Annotated in this window: 24 protein-coding genes and 2 riboswitches; of the genes, 7 read left to right on the forward strand and 17 right to left on the reverse strand. The window is 67.8% G+C overall.

Translation table 11 applies throughout. The features are described 5' to 3' along the window. Positions 1–30: 30 nt before the first annotated feature. The 9 genes from fdhD to ACIQCN_RS11030 form a co-directional block, all read right to left on the reverse strand. Positions 31–909 (reverse strand): formate dehydrogenase accessory sulfurtransferase FdhD, encoded by an 879-nt coding sequence (fdhD, locus tag ACIQCN_RS10990; RefSeq protein WP_400610913.1) that lies wholly within the window; start codon positions 907–909, stop codon positions 31–33. A 63-nt stretch (positions 910–972) separates the two neighbouring features. Next, complete coding sequence (locus ACIQCN_RS10995) at positions 973–2,343, reverse strand: molybdopterin molybdotransferase MoeA (RefSeq protein WP_400610915.1); 1,371 nt, start codon at positions 2,341–2,343, stop codon at positions 973–975. Continuing rightward, positions 2,340–2,633 (reverse strand): DUF6457 domain-containing protein, encoded by a 294-nt coding sequence (locus tag ACIQCN_RS11000; RefSeq protein ID WP_400608188.1) that lies wholly within the window; start codon positions 2,631–2,633, stop codon positions 2,340–2,342. The genes ACIQCN_RS10995 and ACIQCN_RS11000 overlap by 4 nt, the downstream gene beginning before the upstream one ends. Next, positions 2,630–3,286, reverse strand: coding sequence for a molybdenum cofactor guanylyltransferase (locus tag ACIQCN_RS11005; RefSeq protein ID WP_400610917.1), 657 nt, complete (start codon positions 3,284–3,286; stop codon positions 2,630–2,632). The genes ACIQCN_RS11000 and ACIQCN_RS11005 overlap by 4 nt, the downstream gene beginning before the upstream one ends. A gap of 43 nt (positions 3,287–3,329) precedes the next feature. Beyond that, positions 3,330–3,830, reverse strand: a complete 501-nt coding sequence (locus tag ACIQCN_RS11010; RefSeq protein ID WP_400608192.1) for an HNH endonuclease — start codon at positions 3,828–3,830, stop codon at positions 3,330–3,332. 247 nt (positions 3,831–4,077) lie between these two features. Continuing rightward, a complete protein-coding gene (locus tag ACIQCN_RS11015) occupies positions 4,078–4,839 on the reverse strand; it encodes an NlpC/P60 family protein (RefSeq protein WP_400610919.1) in 762 nt (253 codons plus the stop codon). A gap of 152 nt (positions 4,840–4,991) precedes the next feature. Then, positions 4,992–5,615: a C40 family peptidase gene (locus ACIQCN_RS11020; protein ID WP_400610974.1), complete on the reverse strand. Its 624-nt coding sequence runs from the start codon at positions 5,613–5,615 to the stop codon at positions 4,992–4,994. Positions 5,616–5,719: 104 nt separating this feature from the next. After that, positions 5,720–5,918: riboswitch (cyclic di-AMP (ydaO/yuaA leader) on the reverse strand. Between the two features lie 114 nt (positions 5,919–6,032). Next, positions 6,033–6,854, reverse strand: coding sequence for a M23 family metallopeptidase (locus tag ACIQCN_RS11025; protein ID WP_400608291.1), 822 nt, complete (start codon positions 6,852–6,854; stop codon positions 6,033–6,035). Positions 6,855–6,866: 12 nt separating this feature from the next. Then, a riboswitch (cyclic di-AMP (ydaO/yuaA leader) is annotated at positions 6,867–7,105 on the reverse strand. Positions 7,106–7,224: 119 nt separating this feature from the next. Continuing rightward, positions 7,225–7,938: a metal-dependent transcriptional regulator gene (locus ACIQCN_RS11030; protein WP_400608196.1), complete on the reverse strand. Its 714-nt coding sequence runs from the start codon at positions 7,936–7,938 to the stop codon at positions 7,225–7,227. A gap of 273 nt (positions 7,939–8,211) precedes the next feature. Between ACIQCN_RS11030 and serC the strand changes: the two genes are divergently transcribed. Then, a complete protein-coding gene (gene serC, locus ACIQCN_RS11035) occupies positions 8,212–9,342 on the forward strand; it encodes a phosphoserine transaminase (protein WP_400610921.1) in 1,131 nt (376 codons plus the stop codon). 114 nt (positions 9,343–9,456) lie between these two features. Here the strand turns inward: serC and ACIQCN_RS11040 are convergent, their stop codons facing one another. Together ACIQCN_RS11040 and ACIQCN_RS11045 are read right to left on the reverse strand one after the other, a co-directional pair. Further along, positions 9,457–10,032, reverse strand: a complete 576-nt coding sequence (locus ACIQCN_RS11040) for a DUF3027 domain-containing protein (RefSeq protein WP_400610923.1) — start codon at positions 10,030–10,032, stop codon at positions 9,457–9,459. A 6-nt stretch (positions 10,033–10,038) separates the two neighbouring features. After that, a complete protein-coding gene (locus tag ACIQCN_RS11045) occupies positions 10,039–10,422 on the reverse strand; it encodes a cold-shock protein (RefSeq protein ID WP_377214973.1) in 384 nt (127 codons plus the stop codon). Between the two features lie 207 nt (positions 10,423–10,629). Between ACIQCN_RS11045 and ACIQCN_RS11050 the strand changes: the two genes are divergently transcribed. The 6 genes from ACIQCN_RS11050 to ACIQCN_RS11075 all read left to right on the forward strand — a co-directional run bounded on the left by ACIQCN_RS11050 (position 10,630) and on the right by ACIQCN_RS11075 (position 17,641). Next, the gene (locus tag ACIQCN_RS11050; RefSeq protein WP_400608202.1) at positions 10,630–10,863 is read left to right on the forward strand and encodes a hypothetical protein; all 234 of its coding nucleotides are present in this window, start codon (positions 10,630–10,632) and stop codon (positions 10,861–10,863) included. Positions 10,864–10,873: 10 nt separating this feature from the next. After that, complete coding sequence (locus tag ACIQCN_RS11055) at positions 10,874–13,372, forward strand: helicase-associated domain-containing protein (RefSeq protein ID WP_400610925.1); 2,499 nt, start codon at positions 10,874–10,876, stop codon at positions 13,370–13,372. A gap of 13 nt (positions 13,373–13,385) precedes the next feature. Then, positions 13,386–15,032 (forward strand): DNA repair helicase XPB, encoded by a 1,647-nt coding sequence (locus tag ACIQCN_RS11060; protein WP_400608206.1) that lies wholly within the window; start codon positions 13,386–13,388, stop codon positions 15,030–15,032. Positions 15,033–15,085: 53 nt separating this feature from the next. Next, positions 15,086–15,796 carry a response regulator transcription factor gene (locus tag ACIQCN_RS11065; RefSeq protein ID WP_400608208.1) on the forward strand — a complete coding sequence of 237 codons (711 nt, stop codon included), beginning with the start codon at positions 15,086–15,088 and terminating at the stop codon, positions 15,794–15,796. Between the two features lie 2 nt (positions 15,797–15,798). Continuing rightward, positions 15,799–17,241, forward strand: coding sequence for a sensor histidine kinase (locus ACIQCN_RS11070; RefSeq protein WP_400610927.1), 1,443 nt, complete (start codon positions 15,799–15,801; stop codon positions 17,239–17,241). A 112-nt stretch (positions 17,242–17,353) separates the two neighbouring features. Next, positions 17,354–17,641: a WXG100 family type VII secretion target gene (locus tag ACIQCN_RS11075; protein ID WP_400610929.1), complete on the forward strand. Its 288-nt coding sequence runs from the start codon at positions 17,354–17,356 to the stop codon at positions 17,639–17,641. 13 nt (positions 17,642–17,654) lie between these two features. Here ACIQCN_RS11075 and ACIQCN_RS11080 read toward each other — a convergent pair whose 3' ends face one another. From ACIQCN_RS11080 to ACIQCN_RS11105, 6 genes are all read right to left on the reverse strand, one after another. Beyond that, positions 17,655–18,647 (reverse strand): RNase H family protein, encoded by a 993-nt coding sequence (locus tag ACIQCN_RS11080; protein ID WP_400608214.1) that lies wholly within the window; start codon positions 18,645–18,647, stop codon positions 17,655–17,657. A 131-nt stretch (positions 18,648–18,778) separates the two neighbouring features. After that, on the reverse strand, positions 18,779–20,407 hold the full coding sequence (gene groL, locus ACIQCN_RS11085) for a chaperonin GroEL (protein ID WP_400610931.1): 1,629 nt from the start codon (positions 20,405–20,407) through the stop codon (positions 18,779–18,781). 281 nt (positions 20,408–20,688) lie between these two features. After that, a complete protein-coding gene (locus ACIQCN_RS11090; RefSeq protein ID WP_400610933.1) occupies positions 20,689–21,924 on the reverse strand; it encodes an ABC transporter substrate-binding protein in 1,236 nt (411 codons plus the stop codon). Next, positions 21,921–22,136 carry a cold-shock protein gene (locus ACIQCN_RS11095; protein ID WP_400608220.1) on the reverse strand — a complete coding sequence of 72 codons (216 nt, stop codon included), beginning with the start codon at positions 22,134–22,136 and terminating at the stop codon, positions 21,921–21,923. Before ACIQCN_RS11095 ends, ACIQCN_RS11090 begins: the two co-directional genes overlap by 4 nt. Before the next feature lie 98 nt (positions 22,137–22,234). Then, complete coding sequence (locus ACIQCN_RS11100) at positions 22,235–22,864, reverse strand: LytR C-terminal domain-containing protein (RefSeq protein ID WP_400610935.1); 630 nt, start codon at positions 22,862–22,864, stop codon at positions 22,235–22,237. A 47-nt stretch (positions 22,865–22,911) separates the two neighbouring features. Continuing rightward, positions 22,912–23,241 carry a DUF3263 domain-containing protein gene (locus ACIQCN_RS11105; protein ID WP_400608224.1) on the reverse strand — a complete coding sequence of 110 codons (330 nt, stop codon included), beginning with the start codon at positions 23,239–23,241 and terminating at the stop codon, positions 22,912–22,914. Positions 23,242–23,388: the final 147 nt, after the last annotated feature.

The following is a 23,388-nucleotide window of genomic DNA, read 5'->3' on the forward strand; positions in this document are numbered from 1 at the left end:
CCGCCGGGTCGCGGGTCGCGGAGCCAGTCATTACGACGGCGGCGCACCGGCGGCTGCCAGCCGCACCCGGGCATCCCCGGAGTAGACATTGAAGCTGGTGCCCCGGCTGAAGCCTGCCAGTGTCAGGCCGCTGGCCTCGGCCAGTTCCACCGCCAGGCTGGAAGGGGCGCTGACCGCGGAGAGGACCGGGATCCCGGCAAGGGCAGCCTTCTGGACGAGCTCAAAGGACGCCCGCCCGGAAACCTGCAGCACCGTCCCGCGCAGCGGGAGCAACCCCTCCCGGAGCGCCCAGCCCACCACCTTGTCCACCGCGTTGTGGCGCCCCACGTCCTCACGCAGGCACAAAAGCTGTGCGCCGCCGTCGTCCGTTATCCGGAACAGCCCGGCAGCATGCACTCCGCCGGTGGTGTCGAAGAGGCGCTGGGACTGGCGGAGCATTGCGGGGAGGGATGCCAGGACGTCCGCGTCGACAGTGAGCGGGTCCGCTTCGGGGCTGTAGTGCGAGGATTTCCGGACCGCGTCCACGGAGTCCGTGCCGCAAATGCCACAGGCACTGGAGGTGTAGACGTTCCGCCCGGTGGCCGGTCGCGGCACGTCCGGCCGGAGTTGGGCTTCGACCACGTTGAAGGTCTGCACCCCGTCTTCGTCCTCTCCGGCGCAGAACCGGAGGGAGATGAGCTGCTCCGGCTCCCAGATGATGCCCTCGGCCACCAGGAAGCCGGCCACCAGGTCGAAGTCGTCGCCCGGGGTGCGCATGGTCACGGAGTAGGAGAGGCTGTCCAGGCGCATCTCGAGCGGTTCCTCCACGGCCAGCACGTCTTCGCGGTGCCGGACCGGGAACTCCAGCGCCTTGGGGCTGCCGTCCAGGACATATTTGTGCACCTTGCGGCGCTGCGTCACGCGTCCCATAGCCGGCCTCTTCCGTTCATGCCTCCATCATGGCAACGGGAGGGCCCGTGGTCCAAGCGCGGGTCAGCCAAGGAGGGCGCTCCAGTCAACGGGGCCGGCGGGTTCCGCGGCCTTGGCGGTGCCGGTCTTTGCCGTCCTGGCAGTCCTGGTTTTCGGTTTGGCGGCCGGGTCCTGGGCGGCCGGGATGGGTGGGCCCCAGGGCAGCGCGAAAGCCGGCACCATCTCGCCCAGCTGCACCCCGTGCGGGGGCACCACCATTACGCCGTCCGCCGCGGCCAGGCCGCGCATCATCCCCGGCCCGGTGTGCTGGGCCGGGGACGCCATGCCGTAGAGCAGGCGGAACGGCATCAGCCGGGTCCGGCCCGGTTCAGGCTCGAGCAGGGTGCCGCACGGAACTTCCTGCACCTCCGGCAGCGTGCCGTGGCCCAGGGCGGCCAGCAGCGGCGCACCCACGGTGGACAGCGCCATCATGGCTGCCAGGGGGTTGCCGGGCAGGCCCAGAACGAACCGGCCATCCTGCAGTTCCGCCAGGACCGCCGGGTGTCCCGGCCGCATGGCCACGCCGTCGATCACAAGGCGTCCGCCCAACTCGGCGACGGCCCGGCGCAGGTGGTCGGTTCCGGAGCGTCCCGTGCCGCCGGTGGTGATGACGACGTCGGCCGGCAGTCCGGGCGCGCCAGGCGCCTCGGGGACCACGTCCTCCAGGGCGGCCAGCCATTCCCCGTAGGAGTCGCCGATCCGCTGCTGGCCGCCCGGGATGCCGCCGAGCATCTCCACGACAGCAGGCAGCTGGGGACCGAAGGTATCCCGGACCTTCCCCGGTTCCGGCACGCCGCGTTCCACAACCTCTGAACCGGTGAGGATGAGCCGGACCACGGGCTTGCCCTGGACCTGCAGTTCGTCATAGCCGGCCAGTGCGGCCAAGGCCAGTTGGGCCGGGTTCAGGATCACGCCGGCTTTTACCAGGACGTCCCCTTCCTGGGCTTCTTCTCCCGCCTTGCGGACGTGCTGTCCGGTCCGCGGCTCCCCCGGCCGGGCGGTGCCGCCGGTGGTGAGGATGGGCAGGCCGTCCTCGTCTTTGGCCAGGACGGCGCTTTCAGTGCGGAGCACCGCCTTGGCCCCGGGCGGGATGAGCCCGCCCGTGGCTATGGGACTGGCCTGGTGCGGAGCCAGCCGCATTCCCGGCTCCGTGGTGATCCACGGTCCGGTGCCGTTGACAGCCCACCCGTCCATGGCGGAGGACGCATAGTGCGGCATGTCCTGCAGCGCCACGATGTCCTGGTCGAGCCGCCGGCCCAGCGCCAGTTCGAGCGCGACGGGTCCTGCGGGAATCGGCCCGGCCGCGTCGAATGCGGCCTGCCGCGCTTCAGCCCATGTGTGCGCCGCGTGGTGGTGTCCGTGGTCCGCCGGTTCCCCCTGGGTTTCCCCGGTCATTCTCCGGGAGCCTCCGGCGCTTCAGCATCGTAGGCGGCTGCCAGTGACTTGGCTACGGACAGGGCAGACTCCATCGCAGCGGCATCCACCGCGCGGGCCCCGCCTGTGGCCAGACCGGCGGCCAGCCCGGCGATGAACGTCGTGAGGGGAGCTGCCGGCCGCACCACCGAGTGGGCGGCAACTCCGGCAAGGCCCAGGATGGCGTTGATGTCCACCTGGACATCCTCCAGCCCGTAGGCCTGGAGCAGGGACCTGCACCATTCCTCGAGGGTTTCTTCCTGGCTTTTCACGGACTGCCTCCCAAGTTCTCTGCTGCCGCGCCGGTCCCGGTCTGTAGCCCGGGTCCGGCGGCAATTCCTAGTGCGGCGGCATCATCCCAGGTATCCACGTCAGCAGTGGACCCGGCGGGGACGGTGACAAGCTGCAGGTCCAGACTAGCAAGGAGGGAACGAACCGAGGCGTTGATCAATGTGCCCCTGCCCGCCAGTTCGTCCACCGCTTTTTGTAGCGCAGCTGTGCGGTAAAAACCCGCCAAGGACTGCATCCTGCCGTCAGCACTGCACGCAACCACGCCATCGGGGACCGGACCGGCAGCGCGCAACTCCGCAAGGAGGCGCACCACGGCGGCTTCCGCCCGCGGCATGTCGCAGGCCAGGACCAGGGTAAAGCCGGCCGGGCGGCCGGCCAGGGCCGCCAGTCCGGCAGCGATGGCAGCGGCAGGCCCGGCAAAGGGCGGATCTTCGCGGCACGACACGACTCCGGGCGGCAGAGTTCCCGGGTCCGGGCCAACCACTGCCCTGCGGGATGCGCCCGTCGCCGCCTGCAGCGCTCGCTCAAGCAGGGTGCCGCCGTCGTAAACCAACGCTTGCTTGGGTGTTCCCCCCAACCGCGAGGAGCGGCCCCCGGCCAGAATCAGGGCATCGAAGGCGTACTGGTTGTCCACGCCACCAGCCTAGCCAACGGCCGCGGAACGGCGCAGAACGGTCTCAGGCCGCGCGTTCCGGAAGGAGGAAGGGGTCCCAGTCGGGCGCAGGCTTTTCGAGTTCCTTGATTTGCCAGATGGTGCCGTGCGGCGGCCCGGGCACGAACCGAAGTTTCCAGCCCATCTCCCCAGGGGTGTGGTCCCCCTTGGCATTGTTGCAGCGCAGGCACGCGGCCACCAGGTTTTCCCAGGAGTCGGCGCCGCCGCGTGACTTCGGGTGGACGTGGTCAATGGTGTGTGCAGCCTTGCCGCAGTACGCGCAGCGGTGCCCGTCCCGGCGGAGCACTCCGCGCCGGCTGACAGCGGTGGACTGGTTATACCGGGGGCGGATGTAACGGTTGAGGAGGATCACGGACGGGCGGCCCAGGATCTCCTGCGGCCCCACAACGGGGTCGTCCCCTTCGGCCACCACGCTTGCCTTGCCCGTGAGCACAAGCACCAGCGCCCGGCGGAAAGTTATTACCGCCAGCGGTTCATATCCAGCATTCAGAACGAGAGTGCGCATGCACGTACCTCTTCACGGCCGCACCCGTCAGGGGCACGAGGGCCGGCTGCCCTCGGCATGTCCGGGCTATGGATCGACACCACCAGAGTAAACAAAGAATTGCGCCATCAGCTAATCCGGCGCGGGAATGCGGGCACGCAAAAGCCCTCCCCACCGGAGTCTTTGTCCGCTTAGCCACCCCAAAGGGGGGTTATAAGCGCTCTAAGAGGACAAAGCTCCCGGAGTGGGGAGGGCTTGCGAAGGCGTGTCAGTCGACGCGGATGAAGACCGGGCCGGAGCCCACGTTCGCGCTGAAGACCACCGTCTGGTTGCCGTTATAGCCACCGTGCACGGCCTGGCCGTTGCCGGCGTAGACAGCGATGTGCGCTACGCCCGCGCCGCCGTCCGCGTAGTAGATGAGGTCGCCGGGCTGGGCTTCAGCTGCGCTGACCGTGCGGCCAAGGGAGAGGTAGCCGGCGGGCCAGTCATGGAAGTTGATGCCAACGGCGGCCAAGGAGTTGGTCACCAGCATGGTGCAGTCCTGGGACACACCCAGCTGGGCGTAGGCGGCCGACAGGATGGCTGCACCCTTACCGCTGGCGGAAGCCTTGGTGGCCGTCGGTGCGGATGCCGTCACCGTGGCCGCGGTGGCCGGTGCTGCCGTTTCGGGTTCCGGAGCCGGCTCGGCCTCCTTCACCTCAACAACGGGCTCTTCCTCGACAACGGGAGCGGCCTCGGTGGAGACGGCCGGCTTCTCGAAGCTGATGGAGATGGTGGAGGCAGCCGAGATGGGCGCATCCACGGCGGACTCGACCGACAGGGCAGAAGCCGGGGCTGAATCGCGCTGGACGTTGGAGTCTGCAGCGTTGGCGGCAACACCGCTGGTCAGGACAAGGCCGGAAGCGGCAGCGATGACTGCGGCCTGGCGGCCCATGCCGCCGGCGTTGTCGCCCACGGCCTTGGCAATGACAGCAAGCGAGTTGGTCTTGGTGACCTCGGCGCGGTGCCGTGCGGTAGCACGAGTAGTCATGTTCTCTCTTTCGATTTCCTCAAGACCGCTGTGAACAGCCCAGGGCTATTGACGTGCCGGGATCTTGGGGGTACCCCGGCACGTCCCAAACGGGGATGTGGTGATTGGCGAAATACGCGTTTGAACCGGGCCCGCGGGCGGGCCGTCTTGAACTACGGGTTGAGCGTGTAATACACCGAGGAACCGGTGGCGGCCACGGCATGCAGCAGGGTGCCCTGGCTGGGGTTCAGCGCGCTGACCATCATGCCGTTGCCGACGTAGATGCCCACGTGGGCACCGCCGTTCTGGACCACCAAGTCGCCCGGCTTGGGGGCAGCGGTGGCGGTCATGATGGACCATGCGTTGACGCGGGGAATGCTGATGCCGGCCTGCGCATAGACCCACTGCGTGAAGCCGGAGCAGTCCCAGCCGTTGGGAGAGGTGCCGCCCCAGACGTACGGGCGGCCAATGCCTGTGTAGGCAATACCGGCAATGCCGGAGGTGGAAGCACCGGCAACTGCAGACAGTGCAGTGTCGGCGGCGGAGCCCGTGGTGGACTCTTCTTCCTCGGAGGTGGACTGTACCTCGACCGGCTCGATCTCCGGAGCTGCGGTGGTCTTAACCACCGGGCGCTCGAAGGAAACCGTGGCGGTGGGGGCTGCCATTACGGCGGCATTCGGGGCTCCAGACTCGGTGGAGGCCGAAATGCCCGCGGTGGTGTCCGCTGCGGTGGCCGGCAGGCCCATGGTCAGAATGAGGCCCGAAGCTGCTGCTGCGACTGCGGCCTGGCGACCCATGGTCCCCGCATTGGCGCTGACGGCCTTGGATACGGAGCCCAAAGGGTTGGTGCGCACCGTTTGTGCACGGTGGCGCGCAGAATTACGACGTGAAGACACGAAAGGTAGCCTCTCCCAATGCCTGCGAGGTGAGCTGTCGGATTCGGATGGGAGTCACCCGGCCGCGCGCTTCCAAGGAAGCTTTTACGGCTTAACCCCAAGGCCTTCCCACAAACAGAAGGCCGAAATTGGTTCCCCCGCCCCTGCCAGACGATGAAATGCGAACGGACCTTGAGCGGTGGCAGAGTTAGGCAATCCACTCAAGAGCGTCAACTTCGGAAAAGTTGACGCGTGTACGACGTTACAGGAATTAATAACCAATGTCACATTAAGGTCACGGGGCCTAAAAGTGTTGCGAGAGCAAACCCTCAGTTTTGACTAGAGCCAGCCGGTGGGGTCGACGACCTCGCCGTTGACCTGGACCTCGAAGTGGAGGTGGCAGCCCGTGGACGCCCCTGTGGTTCCGCTATATGCCACTACGTCGCCGCGGCCCACAGTCTCGCCCTCCCGGACGTTGAAGCCGGAGAGGTGGTTGTACGTTGTCTCCAGGCCATTTCCGTGGTCGATGACCACCCGGTTGCCGCCGCCGAAATCATGCCAGCCCACGAAGGTCACGGTGCCGGTGGCCGCCGCGAGCACGGAGGTGCCGCACTGGGCCGCGAAGTCCTCGCCACGGTGGAAGTCGCCGTAGCCGCCCGTGATGGGACTCACCCGGTAGCCGAACGGGGACACCATAGTCAGGTTGGCCAGGGGCGCACCAAGGCTGCCCACCGAAGCGGCGCGCGAGATTGCGCTGGCGGACTGGGCGCTCAGGAGCTGCTTCAGCTTGCCGTCCGGGTCCGCCTTGGTGACCACTGCGGAGCGGCTGAAATCAATACGGGCCCCGGCCTCAGCGGAGATTTCAGGCTGCTGTGCGGGCTGCACGGCAACCGCGGGAACAACGTCCGAGGCCTCAGTGGCCATTACCGGGCTGGTGGAGGGGACCGTCACGGTGAGGACGAGCCCGGTGGCTGCCAGGGCAATTCCGGCCTTCTGGCCGATACCGCTCGCTGAGGCGAACTCCGTCATCTGCCGGAAGGGGCCGCGCCGGCGGCGGGCTTCCCGGTGGAAATCGCGGGGGCGCTCCGCGGCGATGACTTCCACAACCCGGGGGGTCGGTGAGGGGCCCGCAGCGCGGCGCCGGCCCCTGGAGGTCTGCATGCTCAAAAGAAGGTTTCCTCTCTGGAAAGCCTGCGAAGTTAGCTGTCGGATTCGGGTCAGAGAGTTCAAAGACCCGGTCCGCCGTAAGCAAACTTCTGCACAGAGCTATCCCGGGAGGAATTTGCTGGAGAGGCTTGCTGCTGACGGACTTCACCCCAAGGCAGCCCCCGCTGCCGGTTGTGGTTCCCCCGCCTCTGCCAGTAAATGACTCGTGCACCTGATCCGCTGGCAGAGCTCGGCTCCGGATCAGGTAACGCTTGTGTATCAACGCTTGGGTTTAACTATACGGGCTTAAGCCCGGCAGTAACAATTCCGTTATAACCGTGTGGGAACGGGCACGCCGGGGTAAGAGGCGAAGGCCCTGAGGACCCTAAACGACGGTAACGAAGACGTGCGCGGCCACTTCCGGCGGCAGCTCGAGTGCGCCTTCGATCCCCGGCACCCGCACCGAAATGTAGTCCCCCACCCGCTCAAGCGACACCTTGGCGCCGGGGCGGATTCCACCCTCGTCGAGCTGCAGGAGAAGTTCCGGCTCCACCTGGATGGGCTCGGCCAGCCGACTGACCACCACCGCGGAAGCGGGCTGGTAGGCCTTCATCGCTTCGAGCAGGCTCACAGCACTATCGGCAGCCGGCGCAGCGCCACCGCCGGCCTGCACCGGCTGGCCGCCCAGGGCGTCGAGCCCGGGAATGGGGTTGCCGTAAGGGGACTCCGTGGGATGGTCGAGGAGCTCGTAGATGCGCCGCTCCACCCGCTCGCTCATGACATGTTCCCAACGGCAGGCTTCATCGTGTACGTATGCCCAGTCCAGGCCGATGACGTCCGCGAGGAGCCGTTCGGCCAGCCGATGCTTGCGCATGACTTCGGTGGCCCGTTTGCGCCCGGTCTCGGTGAGTTCAAGGTGCCTGTCTCCGGAGACCACCACCAGGCCATCGCGTTCCATCCGACCGATGGTCTGGGACACCGTGGGGCCCGAGTGGCGCAGCCGCTCCGCAATCCGGGCGCGCAGGGCAACGATGTTCTCCTCCTCAAGCTCCAGAATCGTGCGAAGGTACATCTCCGTAGTGTCGATCAGATCCGTCATCCAGCTCAGCTCCTCGAGCGCAGTACCTTGCGTTGTCCTACCGTAACGCCTTCGGCCGGGCGTAGTCCGGTGAAAAGCTTAGCCTGTTTTGAATTTGTCCGAATAGTCGCCGAAGGCAGCATCGCGCCTTGTCTCAATTGCTGGACTATGACGCATCCGGTTCCTGCGGGAACACCCGTTCAGGCAGAATAAGGAGGGCCTGAGCCACCGCAGCCGGCCGCAGGCCAACCATCCGCCCGGACCATGCGCGTCCATGCCGAAACTGGAGCACCTGTGAGCGACAACAGCATCACTATTCCCGCCGACCTCCTGCCCGCGGACGGACGGTTCGGCGCCGGCCCCTCGAAGGTCCGCCAGGAACAGATCGATGCATTGTCCGCGGCCTCGAAGTCCATCCTGGGCACGTCGCACCGCCAGGCCCCCGTCAAAAACCTGGTGGGTTCCGTCCGCGAAGGCCTGAGCGCATTCTTCCGCGCCCCGGAAGGGTACGAAGTGGTCCTCGGCGTCGGCGGTTCCACGGCTTTCTGGGATGTTGCCGCGTTCGGCCTGGTGGAGAAGAAGGCCCAGCACCTGTCCTTCGGCGAGTTCGGCTCCAAGTTTGCCGCCGCCACCAACAAGGCGCCGTTCCTCGATGCGTCCTCCATCATCAAGTCCGAACCCGGCACCCGCCCCTCTCCGCAGGCGGAAGCGGGCGTGGATGCGTACGCCTGGCCGCAGAACGAGACCTCCACCGGTGTCTACGCTCCGGTCAAGCGTGTTGCCGGTGCTGACCAGGGCGCCCTGGTGCTGGTGGACGCCACCTCAGCCGCAGGCGGCCTGGACGTGGACGTGGCCGAAAGCGATGTCTACTACTTCGCGCCCCAAAAGAACTTCGCCTCCGACGGCGGCCTCTGGCTGGGCCTCTTCTCCCCCGCCGCCCTGGAACGCGCCGCCCGCGTGAAGGCAAGCGGCCGCTGGATTCCTGACTTCCTGGACCTCCAGACCGCCATCGACAACTCGCGCCTGAACCAGACGTACAACACCCCGTCGCTGTCCACCCTGGTGACGCTGGACGCGCAGGTGCAGTGGCTCAACGGGAACGGCGGCCTGGACTTCGCCGCCTCGCGCACCGCTGATTCCGCGGGCCGGATCTACACCTGGGCCGAGGCCTCGGACTTCGCCACGCCGTTCGTCACCAACCCGGACGAGCGTTCCAATGTCATCGCGACGATCGACTTCGACGACTCCGTGGACGCCGCCCAGGTGGCGAAGGTCCTGCGCGCCAACGGCGTGGTGGACACCGAGCCGTACCGCAAGCTGGGCCGCAACCAGCTGCGGATCGCCACGTTCGTGGCCATCGAACCGGCGGACGTGACCGCACTGCTGGCCAGCATCGATTACGTCGTGGAACGCCTCCGCAAGTAGCAGCCGGGGTTCGGTCCGGATTAAGTACGACGGCGGCGCCCGGGTTTATCCCTGGCGCCGCCTTTCTCCCCGTGGAGCTTTCGCCCTGTCCTTCGGGCACTGGGGGTGCGCCCGCTAAGGCACGGCGTCCCCGCCGTCCGTGCCGTCGTCGTCCGCCGTGTCCCCGCCGTCCGTGCCGTCGTCGTCCGCCGTGTCCCCGCCGTCCGTGCCGTCGTCGTCCGCCGCCTCATCGGTGACCGGGGCGGCAGGTTCCTCCGCTGCCTCCGCCACAGGTTCCCGCTCGTCCGCTTGCTGCGCTTCCTGCGCGTCCTCAGGACGCACGCGCTCGGCCCACGGCACCCACTCCGGGGCGAGGATGGAGTCCTCGGACGGCAGCAGGCCAAGCTCGTTCACGGTGACGGCCTTTGAGCGCGAATTGCGGGTGAGCACGGCGTACCACTGCCAGCCGGCGTAACCGGCGAGCTTCGACTCGAACAGGTGGGTGACCAGCCGGTCGCCCTCGCTCTTGGCGGCCAGGTGCGCGCCGATGGTCCTGGCGTCCGTGATGCCTTCGATGGCGGTCCGGGCGGTGTCCACGGCAGCGGCCAGGAAGGCGTCCGGCCTCCCGGTACGCCACACGGGAACACCGGCGCGGCGCTTGGCAGCTGCCTTGGCCGGCGCCGCCTGGGGCTGATCAGCTTCCGGGTTCATCTGCGCCTAGACGTCCAGCTCGTCGGCAACCTTACGCAGGGCGGCAGCGATGGCCTTGCCCTTGTTGCCTTCCGGGTACTTGCCCTTGGAGAGGGTGCCGGAAAGGTTGTCCAGCACGGACACCAGGTCCTGGACCAGGGGTGCGAGGTCCCGTGCGCTGGGCCGCTTGGCCTTGGCGATGGACGGCGTCTTGTCCAGCACGCGCAGGCCCAGCGCCTGGGCGCCCTTGCGGCCGTCCGCCACGCCGAACTCCACCCGGGTGCCGGCCTTCAGCTCGGTGACACCCTCGGGGAGCGACGATTTGGGCAGGAAGACTTCCTGGCCGTCTTCGCCGGCGAGGAAGCCGAAGCCCTTTTCCTTGTCATACCACTTGACCTTGCCGGTAGGCACGTAATCAACCTTCTTCGTTCTGACGTTCTTGGGACACGGCCGGCCGTCACCGCATCCGCAGTGTTGTGCGGGTTTAAGGTATGGCAGCTGCGGACCGTGTTGGTCTGTATCCTCCAAGGTTATCCTGCCCGGTGCCCTATTTCCGCTTTCCCCGGCGGCGCGGAGGGCATTCACCGCCGCCGCTCCCTCCGCTGTAGCGTTACCTGCATGACACCCTCGCGCTACCGGCGTCCGTTGATGATCCTTGCCGGCGTTATTGCCGTGCTGTCCCTTGCTGCAGTGGCCGCCGTCATGGCCTTCGCCTTCGCCGGCTCCGCCTCGCCCGCCTGGATCACCTACACGGCCCTGTACGGATTGCCGGCCGCGTTCCTGGTGATGCTGTTCCTGGTTCTGGACAGTGTGGCCGGCCGCCGCCGGGCGGGAAAGTCCGGGCAGCGGTAACGTTGGACTGATGTCCCTCATTCGCGCGCTCAGCAAGGAACTGGCGGGCCGCAGCGACGATGCGCTGCGGGCCCTGTTCACCGCGCGGCCGGACCTTATTTCCCCTCCCGTTCCGGACTTCGCCGCCCTCGCGGCCCGGGCAAGCGCGCGTGTGAGCGTGCAGCGCGCCCTCGAGCGGCTCACCCGGCCGCAGATGCAGGTGCTGGAAACGCTGCACCTGTGCACCAACACCGATACCGGTCACAGCGCGTCCGCCGCGGGACTGCGGAAACTGATCGCCGGGTCCACGGTGGCAGTGGTGGAGCAGATCCTGGCCTCGCTGCAGGACCTGGCGCTGGTGCACCGGGCAGAACCGCCGCACGGCGCCCCGGCCTCCGCGGCGCGGCAGCGGTTCTATCTTCCGGTGGGCAGCCTCAAGGACGTGGTGGGCATCTACCCGGCCGGTCTGGGACGCAGCTACACGGAGCTGGTCCGGCTTCAGCCCGCCTTCGCGCAGCGCGCCGTACAGCTGGTCTCGGAGCTTCACCGCAGCGGCGTGGCCATCCAGGAAGCCACCACGCCCATGGACGCAGCGCTCGCGCTGCAGCACTGGACGTCCTCGCCGGCGGCCCTCCAGGACATCCTCGCCGCCGCGCCGGAACGCACGACGGCGTTGCTTGCCAGGTTCCGCAACTGGGCCATGGGTGCCGTCCCCCAGGCGCAGCGGAAAGCGTCCGTACTGGCCGAAGCGCCCGACGTCGGGCCCATTGATTGGCTGCTGGCGCGGGGGCTGCTGGTGCCGCTGGACGCCGCGCACGTGGAGTTGCCGCACAGCGTCGGGGTGTCGCTGCGCGGCGGGGCCATCATCGACGACTTCACCCTCTCGTCCCCGGTCCCGGAGCTCGGTTCCACCACCCCGGCACTGCGCCGCAATGCCGCCCTGGGCGCCATAGCGGAGACCCTGCGGCTGGCGGCAGAACTCCTCCAGGCAGTGCGGGACCAGCCCCTGGCCACGCTGCGCAGCGGCGGGGTGGGGGTCCGCGAACTGCGGCGCCTGGCCGAGCAGCTCCGGGTGGACCAGCCGCGCGCGGGCGTGCTGCTGGAGCTCTGCGGGCTGGCCGGGCTGATCCGGCTGGACGTGGACTCCTCGACCTGGGTCCAGCCTCCGGAGCTGGAATGGCTGGCCCTCCCGCGGCAGGAACAATGGCTGTGGCTGGTCAATGCGTGGCTGGCCAGCGAGCGTGTCCCGTCGCTGGTGGGCCAGCCCATCAGCGGACCGGGCGCCGCCCAGCGGACCGCGTCCGGAAGCAGCATCGTGCCCCTGTCCGCCGAGGCGCAACGGCCGGACGCCCCCCTGGTCCGCAAGCGCATCCTGGAGATCCTCCACGAGCTCACCGCCGAGGCCGCAGGGTCTGAGCCGGGCGCGGACGACGGACCCGCGCCGGTACTGGACGCCGCGGCCGTGCTGCAGCGGGCAGAGTGGTCCCAGCCCCGGATGGCGCGCCGGTTCAGTTCGCTGATCCGCGGTGTCCTGGCGGAGGCCGAGCTGCTGGGACTGGTGGGCTCAGGTGCCCTGAGCCAGCTGGGCAGCGCGCTGGCGCAGGACGATCCGGACGCAGCCCTGGCCATCCTGGGCGAGCACCTCCCGGCGGAACTCAACCACGTGCTCCTGCAGGCGGACCTCACCGCGGTGGCACCGGGCTACCTCTCCCCCGCGCTGGCCGGCAAGCTCCAGGCCATGGCCGACGCCGAGGGGCAGGGCCCCGCCACCATTTACCGGTTCTCAGCGGATTCCATCCGGCGGGCGCTGGATTCCGGCTACGACGCGGCCGGGCTGCTGGACTTCCTGCGCGAGCACTCCGCCACGGCCGTCCCGCAGCCGCTGCAGTACCTGGTGGAAGACACTGCCGCACGCCATGGCCGGATACGCGTGGGACAGGCCGCCAGCTTCATCCAAAGCGAGGACGAGGCCGCGCTCCTGGAGCTGCTGGCCGGGCCCAAGGCGGCCGCGCTCGGCCTGGTCCGGCTCGCGCCCACCGTCCTGCTGTCCTCGGCCTCACCCCGCGATACTGCCCACGAACTGCGGAGCCTCGGGCTCTCCCCCACGGTGGACGGCCTGGCTGATCCAACACTGCGGTTGCGCCGGGCAACCGCTCAGCCCCGCAGCGGCCGCCCGGTCTATACAGCCCCCGGACTGGCGCCCCCGGCTGAGGAGGTGGACGCCCAGCTTGCCGTGCTGCGCCAGGCCCATGCCGCCGTCGTGGGCCCTTCCGCAAACGGCGGGACGCCGGCCGGTGGTGAAGCCGCCACCCAACTGGGGCTTGAGACGCTGCACCGCGCCATCCGGCTCAAGCAGCGGATCAGCATGAACGTGGTGGACAGCCTGGGGAATGCCAGCCTTGAAATTGTTGTTCCGCTATCACTGAGCGGCGGGCGTGTCCGGGTATTTGATCCTGCCAAGGAGACCGAACGCGTGCTGTCCATCCACCGGATCATCGATGTTGAAGCCGCAGGGGAACTGCGGCAGTGAAGGACCTGCCCGCGTGAACGACGGACCCCTGATCGTCCAGAGCGACAAAACCATTCTGCTGGAAGTGGACCACGAACTGGCCACCGAAGCCCGGCACGCCATCGCGCCCTTCGCTGAACTGGAGCGCGCCCCCGAACACATGCACAGCTACCGGCTCACGCCCTTGGGCCTGTGGAACGCCCGGGCGGCCGGACTGGACGCCGAAAAAGTGCTGGACACCCTGCTGAAGTATTCCCGATTCCCGGTGCCGCATTCGCTGCTGGTGGACGTCGCCGAAACGATGTCCCGCTACGGGCGGCTGCGGCTGGAAAAGGATCCACAGCACGGCCTGGTGATGCGCACCGATGATTATCCGGTGCTGGAGGAAGTGGTCCGGGCCAAGAAGATCCAGCCGCTGCTGGGGCCCCGGATCGACGGCGAGACCGTGGTGGTGCACGCATCACAGCGCGGCCAGCTCAAGCAGCTCCTGCTCAAGATCGGCTGGCCGGCTGAGGACCTGGCGGGATATGTGGACGGCACTCCGCATCTGATCTCCCTGACCGAAGAGGGCTGGACCCTGCGCCCGTACCAACGGCTGGCCAGCGAAAACTTCTGGTCGGGTGGCAGCGGCGTTGTGGTTCTGCCGTGCGGTGCCGGAAAGACCCTGGTGGGCGCGGCAGCCATGGCCACCGGATGCACCACCACGCTGATCCTGGTCACCAACACCGTAGCTGCACGGCAGTGGAAGGACGAACTACTCAAGCGCACAACCCTCACCGAGGACGAGATCGGCGAGTATTCCGGCGCCGTGAAGGAAGTCCGGCCGGTCACCATCGCCACCTACCAGGTGCTCACCACCCGGCGCGGCGGCGTGTACCCGCACCTGGAACTGGTGGACGGGCATGACTGGGGCCTGATCATCTACGACGAGGTGCACCTCCTGCCCGCCCCGATTTTCCGGATGACGGCGGACCTGCAGGCGCGGCGCCGGCTGGGCCTGACCGCCACCCTGGTCCGGGAAGACGGCCGGGAGGGTGAGGTCTTCAGCCTGATCGGGCCCAAGCGCTACGACGCGCCGTGGAAGGACATCGAGTCCCAGGGCTACATCGCGCCGGCGGACTGCGTCGAGGTCCGGGTGGACCTGCCGCGGGACGAACGGGTTGCCTACGCCATGGCGGACGACGCCGACAAGTACCGGCTGTGCTCTACCTCCGAATCCAAGACCACCGTGGTGGAGCAGCTGGTTGCCCGGCACGCAGGCGAACAGCTGCTGGTCATCGGGCAGTACATCGACCAGCTGGACGAGCTCGGCGAGCGCCTGGGCGCACCCGTGATCAAGGGCGACACTCCGGTCAAGGTACGGCAGAAGCTCTTCGATGCCTTCCGCGCCGGGGAAGTGCAGACCCTGGTGGTGTCCAAGGTGGCCAACTTCTCGATCGACCTGCCGGAGGCTTCCGTGGCCATCCAGGTTTCCGGTTCCTTCGGATCCCGCCAGGAGGAGGCCCAGCGGCTGGGACGGCTGCTGCGGCCCAAGAAGGACGGCCGCGCCGCCCGCTTCTACTCGCTGGTGGCCCGGGACACGCTGGACCAGGAGTTCGCGGCCAAGCGCCAGCGGTTCCTGGCTGAGCAGGGCTACGCGTACCGGATCCTGGACGCAAAGGACGTGGAGCTGCCTGGATAGTTCTCCCATGAAGCATCCAGAAAACTCCCAGAGTCTGGGAGCATGATGGGAACATGAACAAGAACGGGCCCGAGGCGAAGCTCCTCGTTGTTGATGACGAACCCAACATCCGTGAGCTGCTGTCCACGTCCCTGCGCTTCGCGGGTTTCGAGGTGGTCTCCGCTGCAAACGGCCGGGACGCCCTGACCGCCGCCGAAACGCACACCCCTGACCTGGCCGTGCTGGACGTGATGCTGCCGGACATGGACGGGTTCACGGTCACCCGCCGGCTCCGTGCGGCCGGGAAGCACTTCCCGGTCCTGTTCCTGACGGCCAAGGACGATACCGAGGACAAGGTTACCGGCCTCACCGTGGGTGGAGACGACTACGTCACCAAACCCTTCAGCCTGGACGAGGTAGTCGCCCGGATCCGGGCAGTACTCCGCCGCACCCAGCCCCGGCTCGAGGACGACGCCGTCATCCGGGTGGACGACCTGGAACTCGACGACGACGCCCACGAGGTGCGCCGCGGCGGCACCGTGATCGAGCTGTCCCCCACCGAGTTCAAGCTCCTGCGCTACCTGATGCTGAACCCCAACCGGGTGCTCTCCAAGTCCCAGATTCTGGACCACGTCTGGGAGTACAACTTCAACGGGGACGCCTCCATTGTGGAGTCCTACATCTCCTACCTGCGGCGGAAGGTGGACATCGACCCCGCCGCTCCCGCCCTGATCCAGACCAAGCGCGGCGTGGGCTACGTCCTGCGGACGGCAGAGAAGCGCTGACGTTGCTGGAACGCTGGAAGTCCGCCTCGCTGCGGACGCAGCTGGTGGCCATGACCATGGCCCTGCTCATTGTCGCCCTGACCGGAACCGGGGCGGGCACACTTGCCCTGCTGCACAGCTACCTCCAGGCGCAGGTGGATGAAAAGCTGTACGCAGCCGTGGACCTGGCCCGGAAGCAGCGCTCCTTTACGCCGCTGCAGACGCCCAACCCGATGGTGCCCACGGATTACTCCCTCATCCTTTTCGCACCCGGCGAGGAACCGTACCCGTTCGGCGGCGACGAGGACAGCCGCCCGGATATCGACTCCATCACGGTGGCACAGGCGCAGGACCGGGGGGCCGTCCCCTACCAGGTCCGCGGCACTGACGGCCAGAACTGGCGCGTTGTCGCCGTCCCGGTGCAGAACGGGCAGACCACGGCCGTGGTGGCCATCGGCCTGCCGCTGCGGAGCGTCGACGACGTCCTGAAACACGCCACCCTGGTGGTCATGGGCGTCGGGCTGGTGACGCTGCTGCTGGCATCCCTGATTGCCAGCTGGACCGTGACCCGCGCGTTCCGGCCGCTGGCCAGGGTGGAAAAGACGGCCGCCGCCATTGCCGCCGGCGATCTCTCCCGGCGCGTGGACGTGGAAAACCCCGGGACCGAGCTGGGGCGGTTGAGCAGTTCCCTGAATGCGATGCTGGCGCACATCGAAACCGCCTTCGCCGCCCGGACCGCTTCAGAGGCAAGGATGCGCCGTTTTGCCGCGGACGCCTCCCACGAACTGCGCACTCCGCTGGTGACCATACGCGGCTTCTCCGAGCTGTACAGGCACGGGGCGCTGGCCACCGAAGAGGACGTTGCCACCGCCATGGGCCGGATCGAGAGCGAGGCCAAGCGCATGGGGTCCATGGTGGAGGACCTCCTCCTGCTGGCCCGCCTGGACGAGCAGCGTCCGCTGCAGGAGAAACCTGTCGACCTGCAGCTCCTGGCCCACGACGCCGTGGTGGACACCCAGGCCAGCGACCGGACGCGCAGTATCTCCCTGGCCGGGCTCGACGGCGGCCCTGCGGCTCCCGCGCCTGTGCTGGGCGACGAGGCCAAACTCCGTCAGGTAGTGGGCAACCTGGTAGGCAACGCGCTGCGCTACACGCCCGAGGGCAGCCCGGTGGAGCTGGCGGTCGGGGTGCGCGAAGAACCGGACGGCGGGAAGCGCTCCGTCATCGAGGTGCGCGATCACGGACCGGGCATCTCCGGAGAGGACGCAGCACGCGTCTTTGAACGGTTTTACCGGGCGGACACCTCCCGCACCCGGGAGACGGGCGGCAGCGGACTGGGCCTGGCCATCGTAGCCGCAATCGTGGGGTCCCACGCCGGCACGGTGCGCGTGGAGGAGACGCCGGGCGGGGGCGCCACCCTGGTGGTCAGCCTGCCGTACAGCGAGGCCGAGGTTGTCCACATATAGGTTTTCGCCCTGGTGTGCCGCTGCGCCGGCTTCCTAGGCTCGTTGCAGCGGCCCGGAACCACTCCGTGCCCTGCAGCGCAGGCTGCACCGTACAGCGAAAGGGAAACGAGCCATGAGCATCATTTCGGTGGACACCGAACTTCTCCAGCTGAAATCCGCCAACGTGCAGGCCACGGTGGACAGGATCAGCGCCGATGTCCAGGCCATGAAGTACGGCCTGGATGAGCTCCAGGGCTCGTGGCGCGGGTCAGCGGCCACCAACTTCCAGGCCCTCGTCACGGAGTGGACCATCACCCAGGGCCGCGTCGAGGCGTCCCTGGCATCGATCAACGCCGCGCTGGTATCCGCAGCCAACACCTACGCGCAGGCCGAGCAGGGCAACACTCAGCGCTTCAGCTGAGCCGCCGCTCCAGCTATGCCTCCGGCGTCCCCTGGTGGAAGCGCAGCCGCCAGCGGTCGCCGTCCAGCACCCAGAGGGAGCTTCGCAGGGTTGTGCCTGACCGGGCAAAGCTTCGGTAGGTCAGCAGGACGGCGCCGGTGCCGATGCGGTCCGCCGCGAGCACTTCGATCTCCGTCCGCTCCCCCGGATCGTCCTCCAGTGCCATCATCATGGCATCGCGGGTCCATACCCGGCCCGAACTGCCGATTTCCATGAAGTCCGGGTGCAGCAGTACCGCCGTGCGGCCCATGTCGCCCCGCACCAGCGGGCCGAGGAGTTCACGTTCCAGTTCCTCCACCAGGGCCTCGGGGGCCGCGTGGGCAGGCCGGGCGGCGTCGGCTCCCAGTTCGTCATCCGCGAGCTGGCTGAAGAGATCGGGGACGCCGTAGTCCGCAACACCCCGGGCCGCCGGCGCGGCTGGGGCGGACGCCGGCCGTGCCGGCTCCGGCTCCGCCTGCTGAGCCCGTACCATCGCCGGCGCCTTGGCGGCATGCGCGTGGGAGGCCGGGAAGCCCGGGCCCGAACGGGCGGCCACGCCCTGCTGGTACGCGGTGGCGGCCGCCCGGGCCCGCTCGTCGGCAGCTTCGTTGAGATCATGCCCGGCGTGGCCCTTGACCCATTCGAACGTGTATTTCCTGCCTGCCAGCTCCCGGTCCAGCTCCTTGAGCAGCTCGACGTTGAGGACGGGCTTGCCGTCCGCCTTCCGCCAGCCCTTGCGCTTCCAGCCCGGCATCCACTTGGTGATCGAATTGATGACGTACTGGCTGTCACAGAGAATCCGCAGGTCCTCCTCGGGAACATGCGCCGTGGCCCGGAGCAGGTCCAGGACGGCCATCAGCTCGCCCTGGTTGTTCGTTCCATGCGGCCACCCGCCGGCCCGCCAGCAGTCGTCATTCACATACCAGGCCCATCCGGCCGGGCCGGGGTTTCCCAAGGCCGAACCGTCAGCCGCTGCAGTAATCGTCACTGCTCTATCCTGCCAGACGCCCCGCCCTCCCCCTTGAGTTTTGGCGAAACGCGAAATGCGGCCCCCTCCGGAGAGGGAACCGCATTTCGTGGTGCATCCGGGAGAAGACCCGGACGGGAAAGCAGGGAAGGCTAGAAGCCGCCCATGCCACCCATCTCGTCGCCGCCGCCGACGGGGGCAGCGTTCTTCTCGGGCTTGTCGGCCACAACTGCCTCGGTGGTGAGGAAGAGGCCGGCAATGGAGGCTGCGTTCTGCAGGGCAGAGCGGGTCACCTTGACGGGGTCGTTCACGCCGGCAGCCAGCAGGTCGACGTATTCGCCGGTTGCTGCGTTCAGGCCGTGGCCTGCGGGCAGGCCGCGGACCTTGTCCACCACAACGCCCGGTTCCATGCCGGCGTTGAAGGCGATCTGCTTCAGCGGAGCGTCGATGGCAACGCGGACGATGTTGGCGCCCGTTGCTTCATCGCCGGAGAGCTGCAGGTTTGCGAAGGCCTTGGCGCCGGCCTGGATGAGGGCCACGCCGCCACCGGCGACGATGCCTTCTTCAACGGCAGCCTTGGCGTTGCGCACTGCGTCTTCGATGCGGTGCTTGCGTTCCTTCAGCTCAACCTCGGTGGCTGCGCCGGCCTTGATGACTGCAACGCCGCCGGCCAGCTTGGCCAGGCGCTCCTGCAGCTTCTCGCGGTCGTAGTCGGAGTCGGAGTTCTCGATCTCGGCGCGGATCTGGGACACGCGGCCGGCGATCTGGTCGGCGTCGCCGGCACCTTCAACGATGGTGGTCTCGTCCTTGGTGACAACAACCTTGCGTGCCTTGCCCAGGAGTTCCAGGCCGGCGTTCTCCAGCTTGAGGCCAACCTCTTCGGAGATGACCTGGCCGCCGGTGAGGACGGCAATGTCGGCCAGCTGCGCCTTGCGGCGGTCGCCGAAGCCCGGAGCCTTGACGGCGACGGACTTGAAGGTGCCGCGGATCTTGTTGACGATCAGCGTGGCCAGGGCCTCGCCCTCGATGTCCTCGGCGATGATCAGCAGCGGCTTGTTGGACTGCATGACCTTTTCCAGGACAGCAACCAGTTCCTTGACGTTGGAGATCTTGGAGTTGACGATCAGGATGTACGGGTCCTCAAGGACCGTTTCCTGGCGCTCCGCGTCGGTGACGAAGTAGGCGGAGATGTAGCCCTTGTCGAAGCGCATGCCTTCGGTGAGCTCGAGCTCCAGGCCGAAGGTGTTGGACTCCTCGACCGTGATGACGCCTTCCTTGCCCACCTTGTCCAGGGCTTCGGCGATCAGGGCGCCGATTTCGTCGTCACCGGCAGAGATGGAGGCCGTGGCCGCGATTTCTTCCTTGGTTTCGATTTCCTTGGCGGAGTTCAGCAGCTCGGCGGTAACGGCGTCAACAGCCTTTTCGATGCCGCGCTTGAGGGACAGCGGGTCGGCTCCGGCGGCAACGTTGCGCAGGCCTTCCTTGACCAGCGCCTGGGCCAGCACGGTGGCGGTGGTGGTACCGTCACCGGCGACGTCGTCCGTCTTCTTGGCAACTTCCTTGACCAGCTCGGCGCCGATCTTCTCGTAGGGATCGTCCAGCTCGATCTCCTTGGCGATGGAAACACCATCGTTGGTGATCGTGGGGGCGCCCCACTTCTTCTCGAGGACGACGTTGCGTCCACGCGGGCCGAGGGTGACCTTAACGGCGTCGGCGAGGGTGTTCAGGCCCCGCTCAAGGCCGCGGCGTGCCTCTTCATCAAATGCAATGATCTTGGCCATAACGGCAGTAGTCCTTTCGGGACAGTCGTTAAGAATGAACCTTCGCTGCAGTGCCCGCGACGGACGGTTCGCACCGGCGGCCTCTGTATGCCTCCGGAGGCGGACCTCACTCCAGTTAGGTGTTTCTCGCTCCTCGCCCGGTGCTGCGCCGCCGGGGGCCGGCATTGCTTTAGCAGTCGGTACGTCAGAGTGCTAAGTCAATAATTAGCACTCCCCCGGTGAGAGTGCAAGCGAAAGCGGACCCGGAGCGGGCCGCGTGGAGCGTTCTTTGCGGAGCGCGGTCAGCCGCCCGCCCTGCCTGCGGTCTCGCTTCCGGTGGGCGCCGGATTGTTGTCCGCTCCGTAGGTGAAGACCATGAAGGAAGCGGAGGTGATGTCTCCGTTGGCGTCGAAGGCAACCGGGCCGGATTCGCCGTCGTAATTGATCTCCCCGCCGCCGGACAGGCCGGCTAGGCATTCCTTGTACGCCGTGCACGCCGCCTCGGATCCGCCGGAGACGGCAATCAGGTTCGCGGCGATGGACCGGCCGGCGTCGTCCTGCGCATGCGCGGCTGCGAGCGCGGAAAGAGTGACGGCGTCATAGGTCTCCGCGGCGAAGGACATGTCACGCAGCCCCTTGTCCACCTCGAGGATGCGGCCCTGAAACCCTGCCGCTGCCAGCTTTCCGGGAACCACCGCACGCGCCCCGTCCAACGCTTTGGCCGCCAGGGCCCCGCCATACCGGGCGAAAGCGCCGTCGCTCAGGATGATCCTGGCGCCGTCCACCCCGGCGTTATTCAGCTCCGCCAGGGCACCCTGCGCCCCGTCGCGGGCAATCAGGATAACCGCACCGGAGCCCTCGCCTGCCTTGGCAGCCGCAGTCCCGGCGTCGCCGGGGCTGAAGGATGCGGTAGCCCCCACATCCAGTCCTGCCTCCTCGGCGGCGCGGACGACGGCGGCGGACACGTCACCGCCATAGGAACCTTCCTGGTGCATCACCGAGACACGGTTGGCACCTGCTTCCTTGGCCAGTTTCACGAGGACCGGAGCCTGCGCGATGTCCGCGGGGGCGGTGCGGAAGTAGTAGCCGCCGCTCTTGGCGCTGCTTAGGCCGGCGGCGGTGTTGGCGGGCGAGACCAGGGGCGTCCGGGCGCGGGAGAGGACGTCGATGACTGCCGGGGCGTTGCTCGAATCCGTGGGGCCGATGACCACGTCCGCCTTGAGCGTGACGAAGGTGTTGGCCTGGGCCGCGGGGTCCCCGCCCGGCGTGGCGGGGAGCAGTTCCACGGGCCGGCCCTTGTGCCCGCCGCCGGCGTTGATCTCCCGCACGGCCAGTTCGGCGGCTGCGAGTTGGGGTGCGTTCAGGAAGGCATTGCCGCCGGTGTTGTCCAGGAGGAGGCCGATGCGCAGGATGCCGTCGCCTGATGCCTCCGCGGCCTCGGTCCGGGCGTTGCCGGGCACCGCCGTACAGGCCGCCCCGGGCAGGGCAGTGCAGAGGACTGCGGCAAAGAGTGCGTTCCGCTTGAACCTGGCCTTCATTCGACTGGCCGGACGCTTTCGGCCTGCGGGCCCTTCTCACCCTCGCCGACTTCCAGCTCCACACGCTGCCCTTCGTCCAGTGCCCGGTAGCCTTCGCCTTCGATGGCGGACCAGTGGACAAAGATGTCATCGCCCGAGCCGTCAACGGTGATGAAGCCGTAGCCCTTTTCAGCGTTGAACCATTTGACGGTTCCCAATGCCATGATGACCATTCTTTCGGTTGAATCCGGCAGTCCACGCCGTTGTGTGCCGTCCGGCCCGGACCAGGGCCTGGAATGTACTGTAGCCAATGCCGGCCGGGGTGCGCGGCTTAGGCATACCCCGGTCCCAGGACCACCACCAGCGGGGCCTGGAATTCGGTGCTGCTTACCACCGTGGGGATGCCGAGCAGTGCAGCCAAGGCCTCGGCGTTGGCCCGCTGGGCCTCGCCGGCGTAGAAGATCACGGACGCCTGCTGCGGGGCGCCGGACCAGTTGGCCACCTCGCCCAGCGGCCAGCCGTCTGCCTGCACAGCGGTGCCAACCCGCCCGGCAAGGCCCGCGGTTCCGGCGGCGTTGTAGACGGCAACCGACTGGGTCTTATCCACGGGCACAGCCGTTTCAGTGGGTTCCGGCTCGGCGGTGGCGGTGGCCGACGGCTTTGCGGTGGCGGACGGGGTGGCGGATTCGCTGGCGGTTGCCGAGGGTGCCGCCGAAGCTGAGGGCGATGACCCGGTGTCCGCCAGGGGCGCCTCCACGCTGGAGGAGGCCTGCCCCAGCGGGCTGAATCCCAGCTTGGGGAGGATCAGGAAGGCCACGGCGCCAATGGCCAGCGCCACGGCGCCTGCCGCGAGAATGGGCCAGAGGCGGACGCGCGACGGCGGCGTGGCCGCCCGGTGGACGCCTTGCCGCGAAGCGGCCTCCGGGACCTTGTCGAATTCATCGCGGGCATATTTGGGCATGGAAGACAGTCCTTGTTGATTGCTGATGCGGGCTCAGCCTGAGCGAATTACGCGTCCGAACCCAGGCGCCGCGCGGTGCGGGCGCGCTGGCGTGACGTACGTAGTCTACGCAATCTCTTGACCAGCATGGGATCGTGCGCCAGCGCATCCTCGGTATCAATGAGGGCATTCAGCAACTGGTAATAGTGCGTGGCGGAGAGGTCGAAAAGCTCCCGGATGGCCTGTTCCTTGGCCCCTGCGTACTTCCACCATTGGCGTTCGAGGGCAAGCATCTGCTGGTCGCGCTCACTCAGGGGCGAATCCCGCAGGGTGAAGTCCGCCAGGAGTGCCTTCCGCGGTTCCTGCTCCGGCAGGTATTCGCGCGCTGGCTCCGCCACGGCATACTCCTTCAATCGTTACGGTCGCTGCTTTTGCTTGCCGGTGCGGCAAATGTCCTGCCCCCATGCTACGGAGGAATAACAGCCTTGTCATTCGGCACGCGCCCCGTTCCCCGGCCGGCCTCCCCAGGCAGCGGCCCTGCGAGA

Source organism: Pseudarthrobacter sp. NPDC092424, from assembly GCF_044754925.1.
GTDB lineage: Bacteria > Actinomycetota > Actinomycetes > Actinomycetales > Micrococcaceae > Arthrobacter.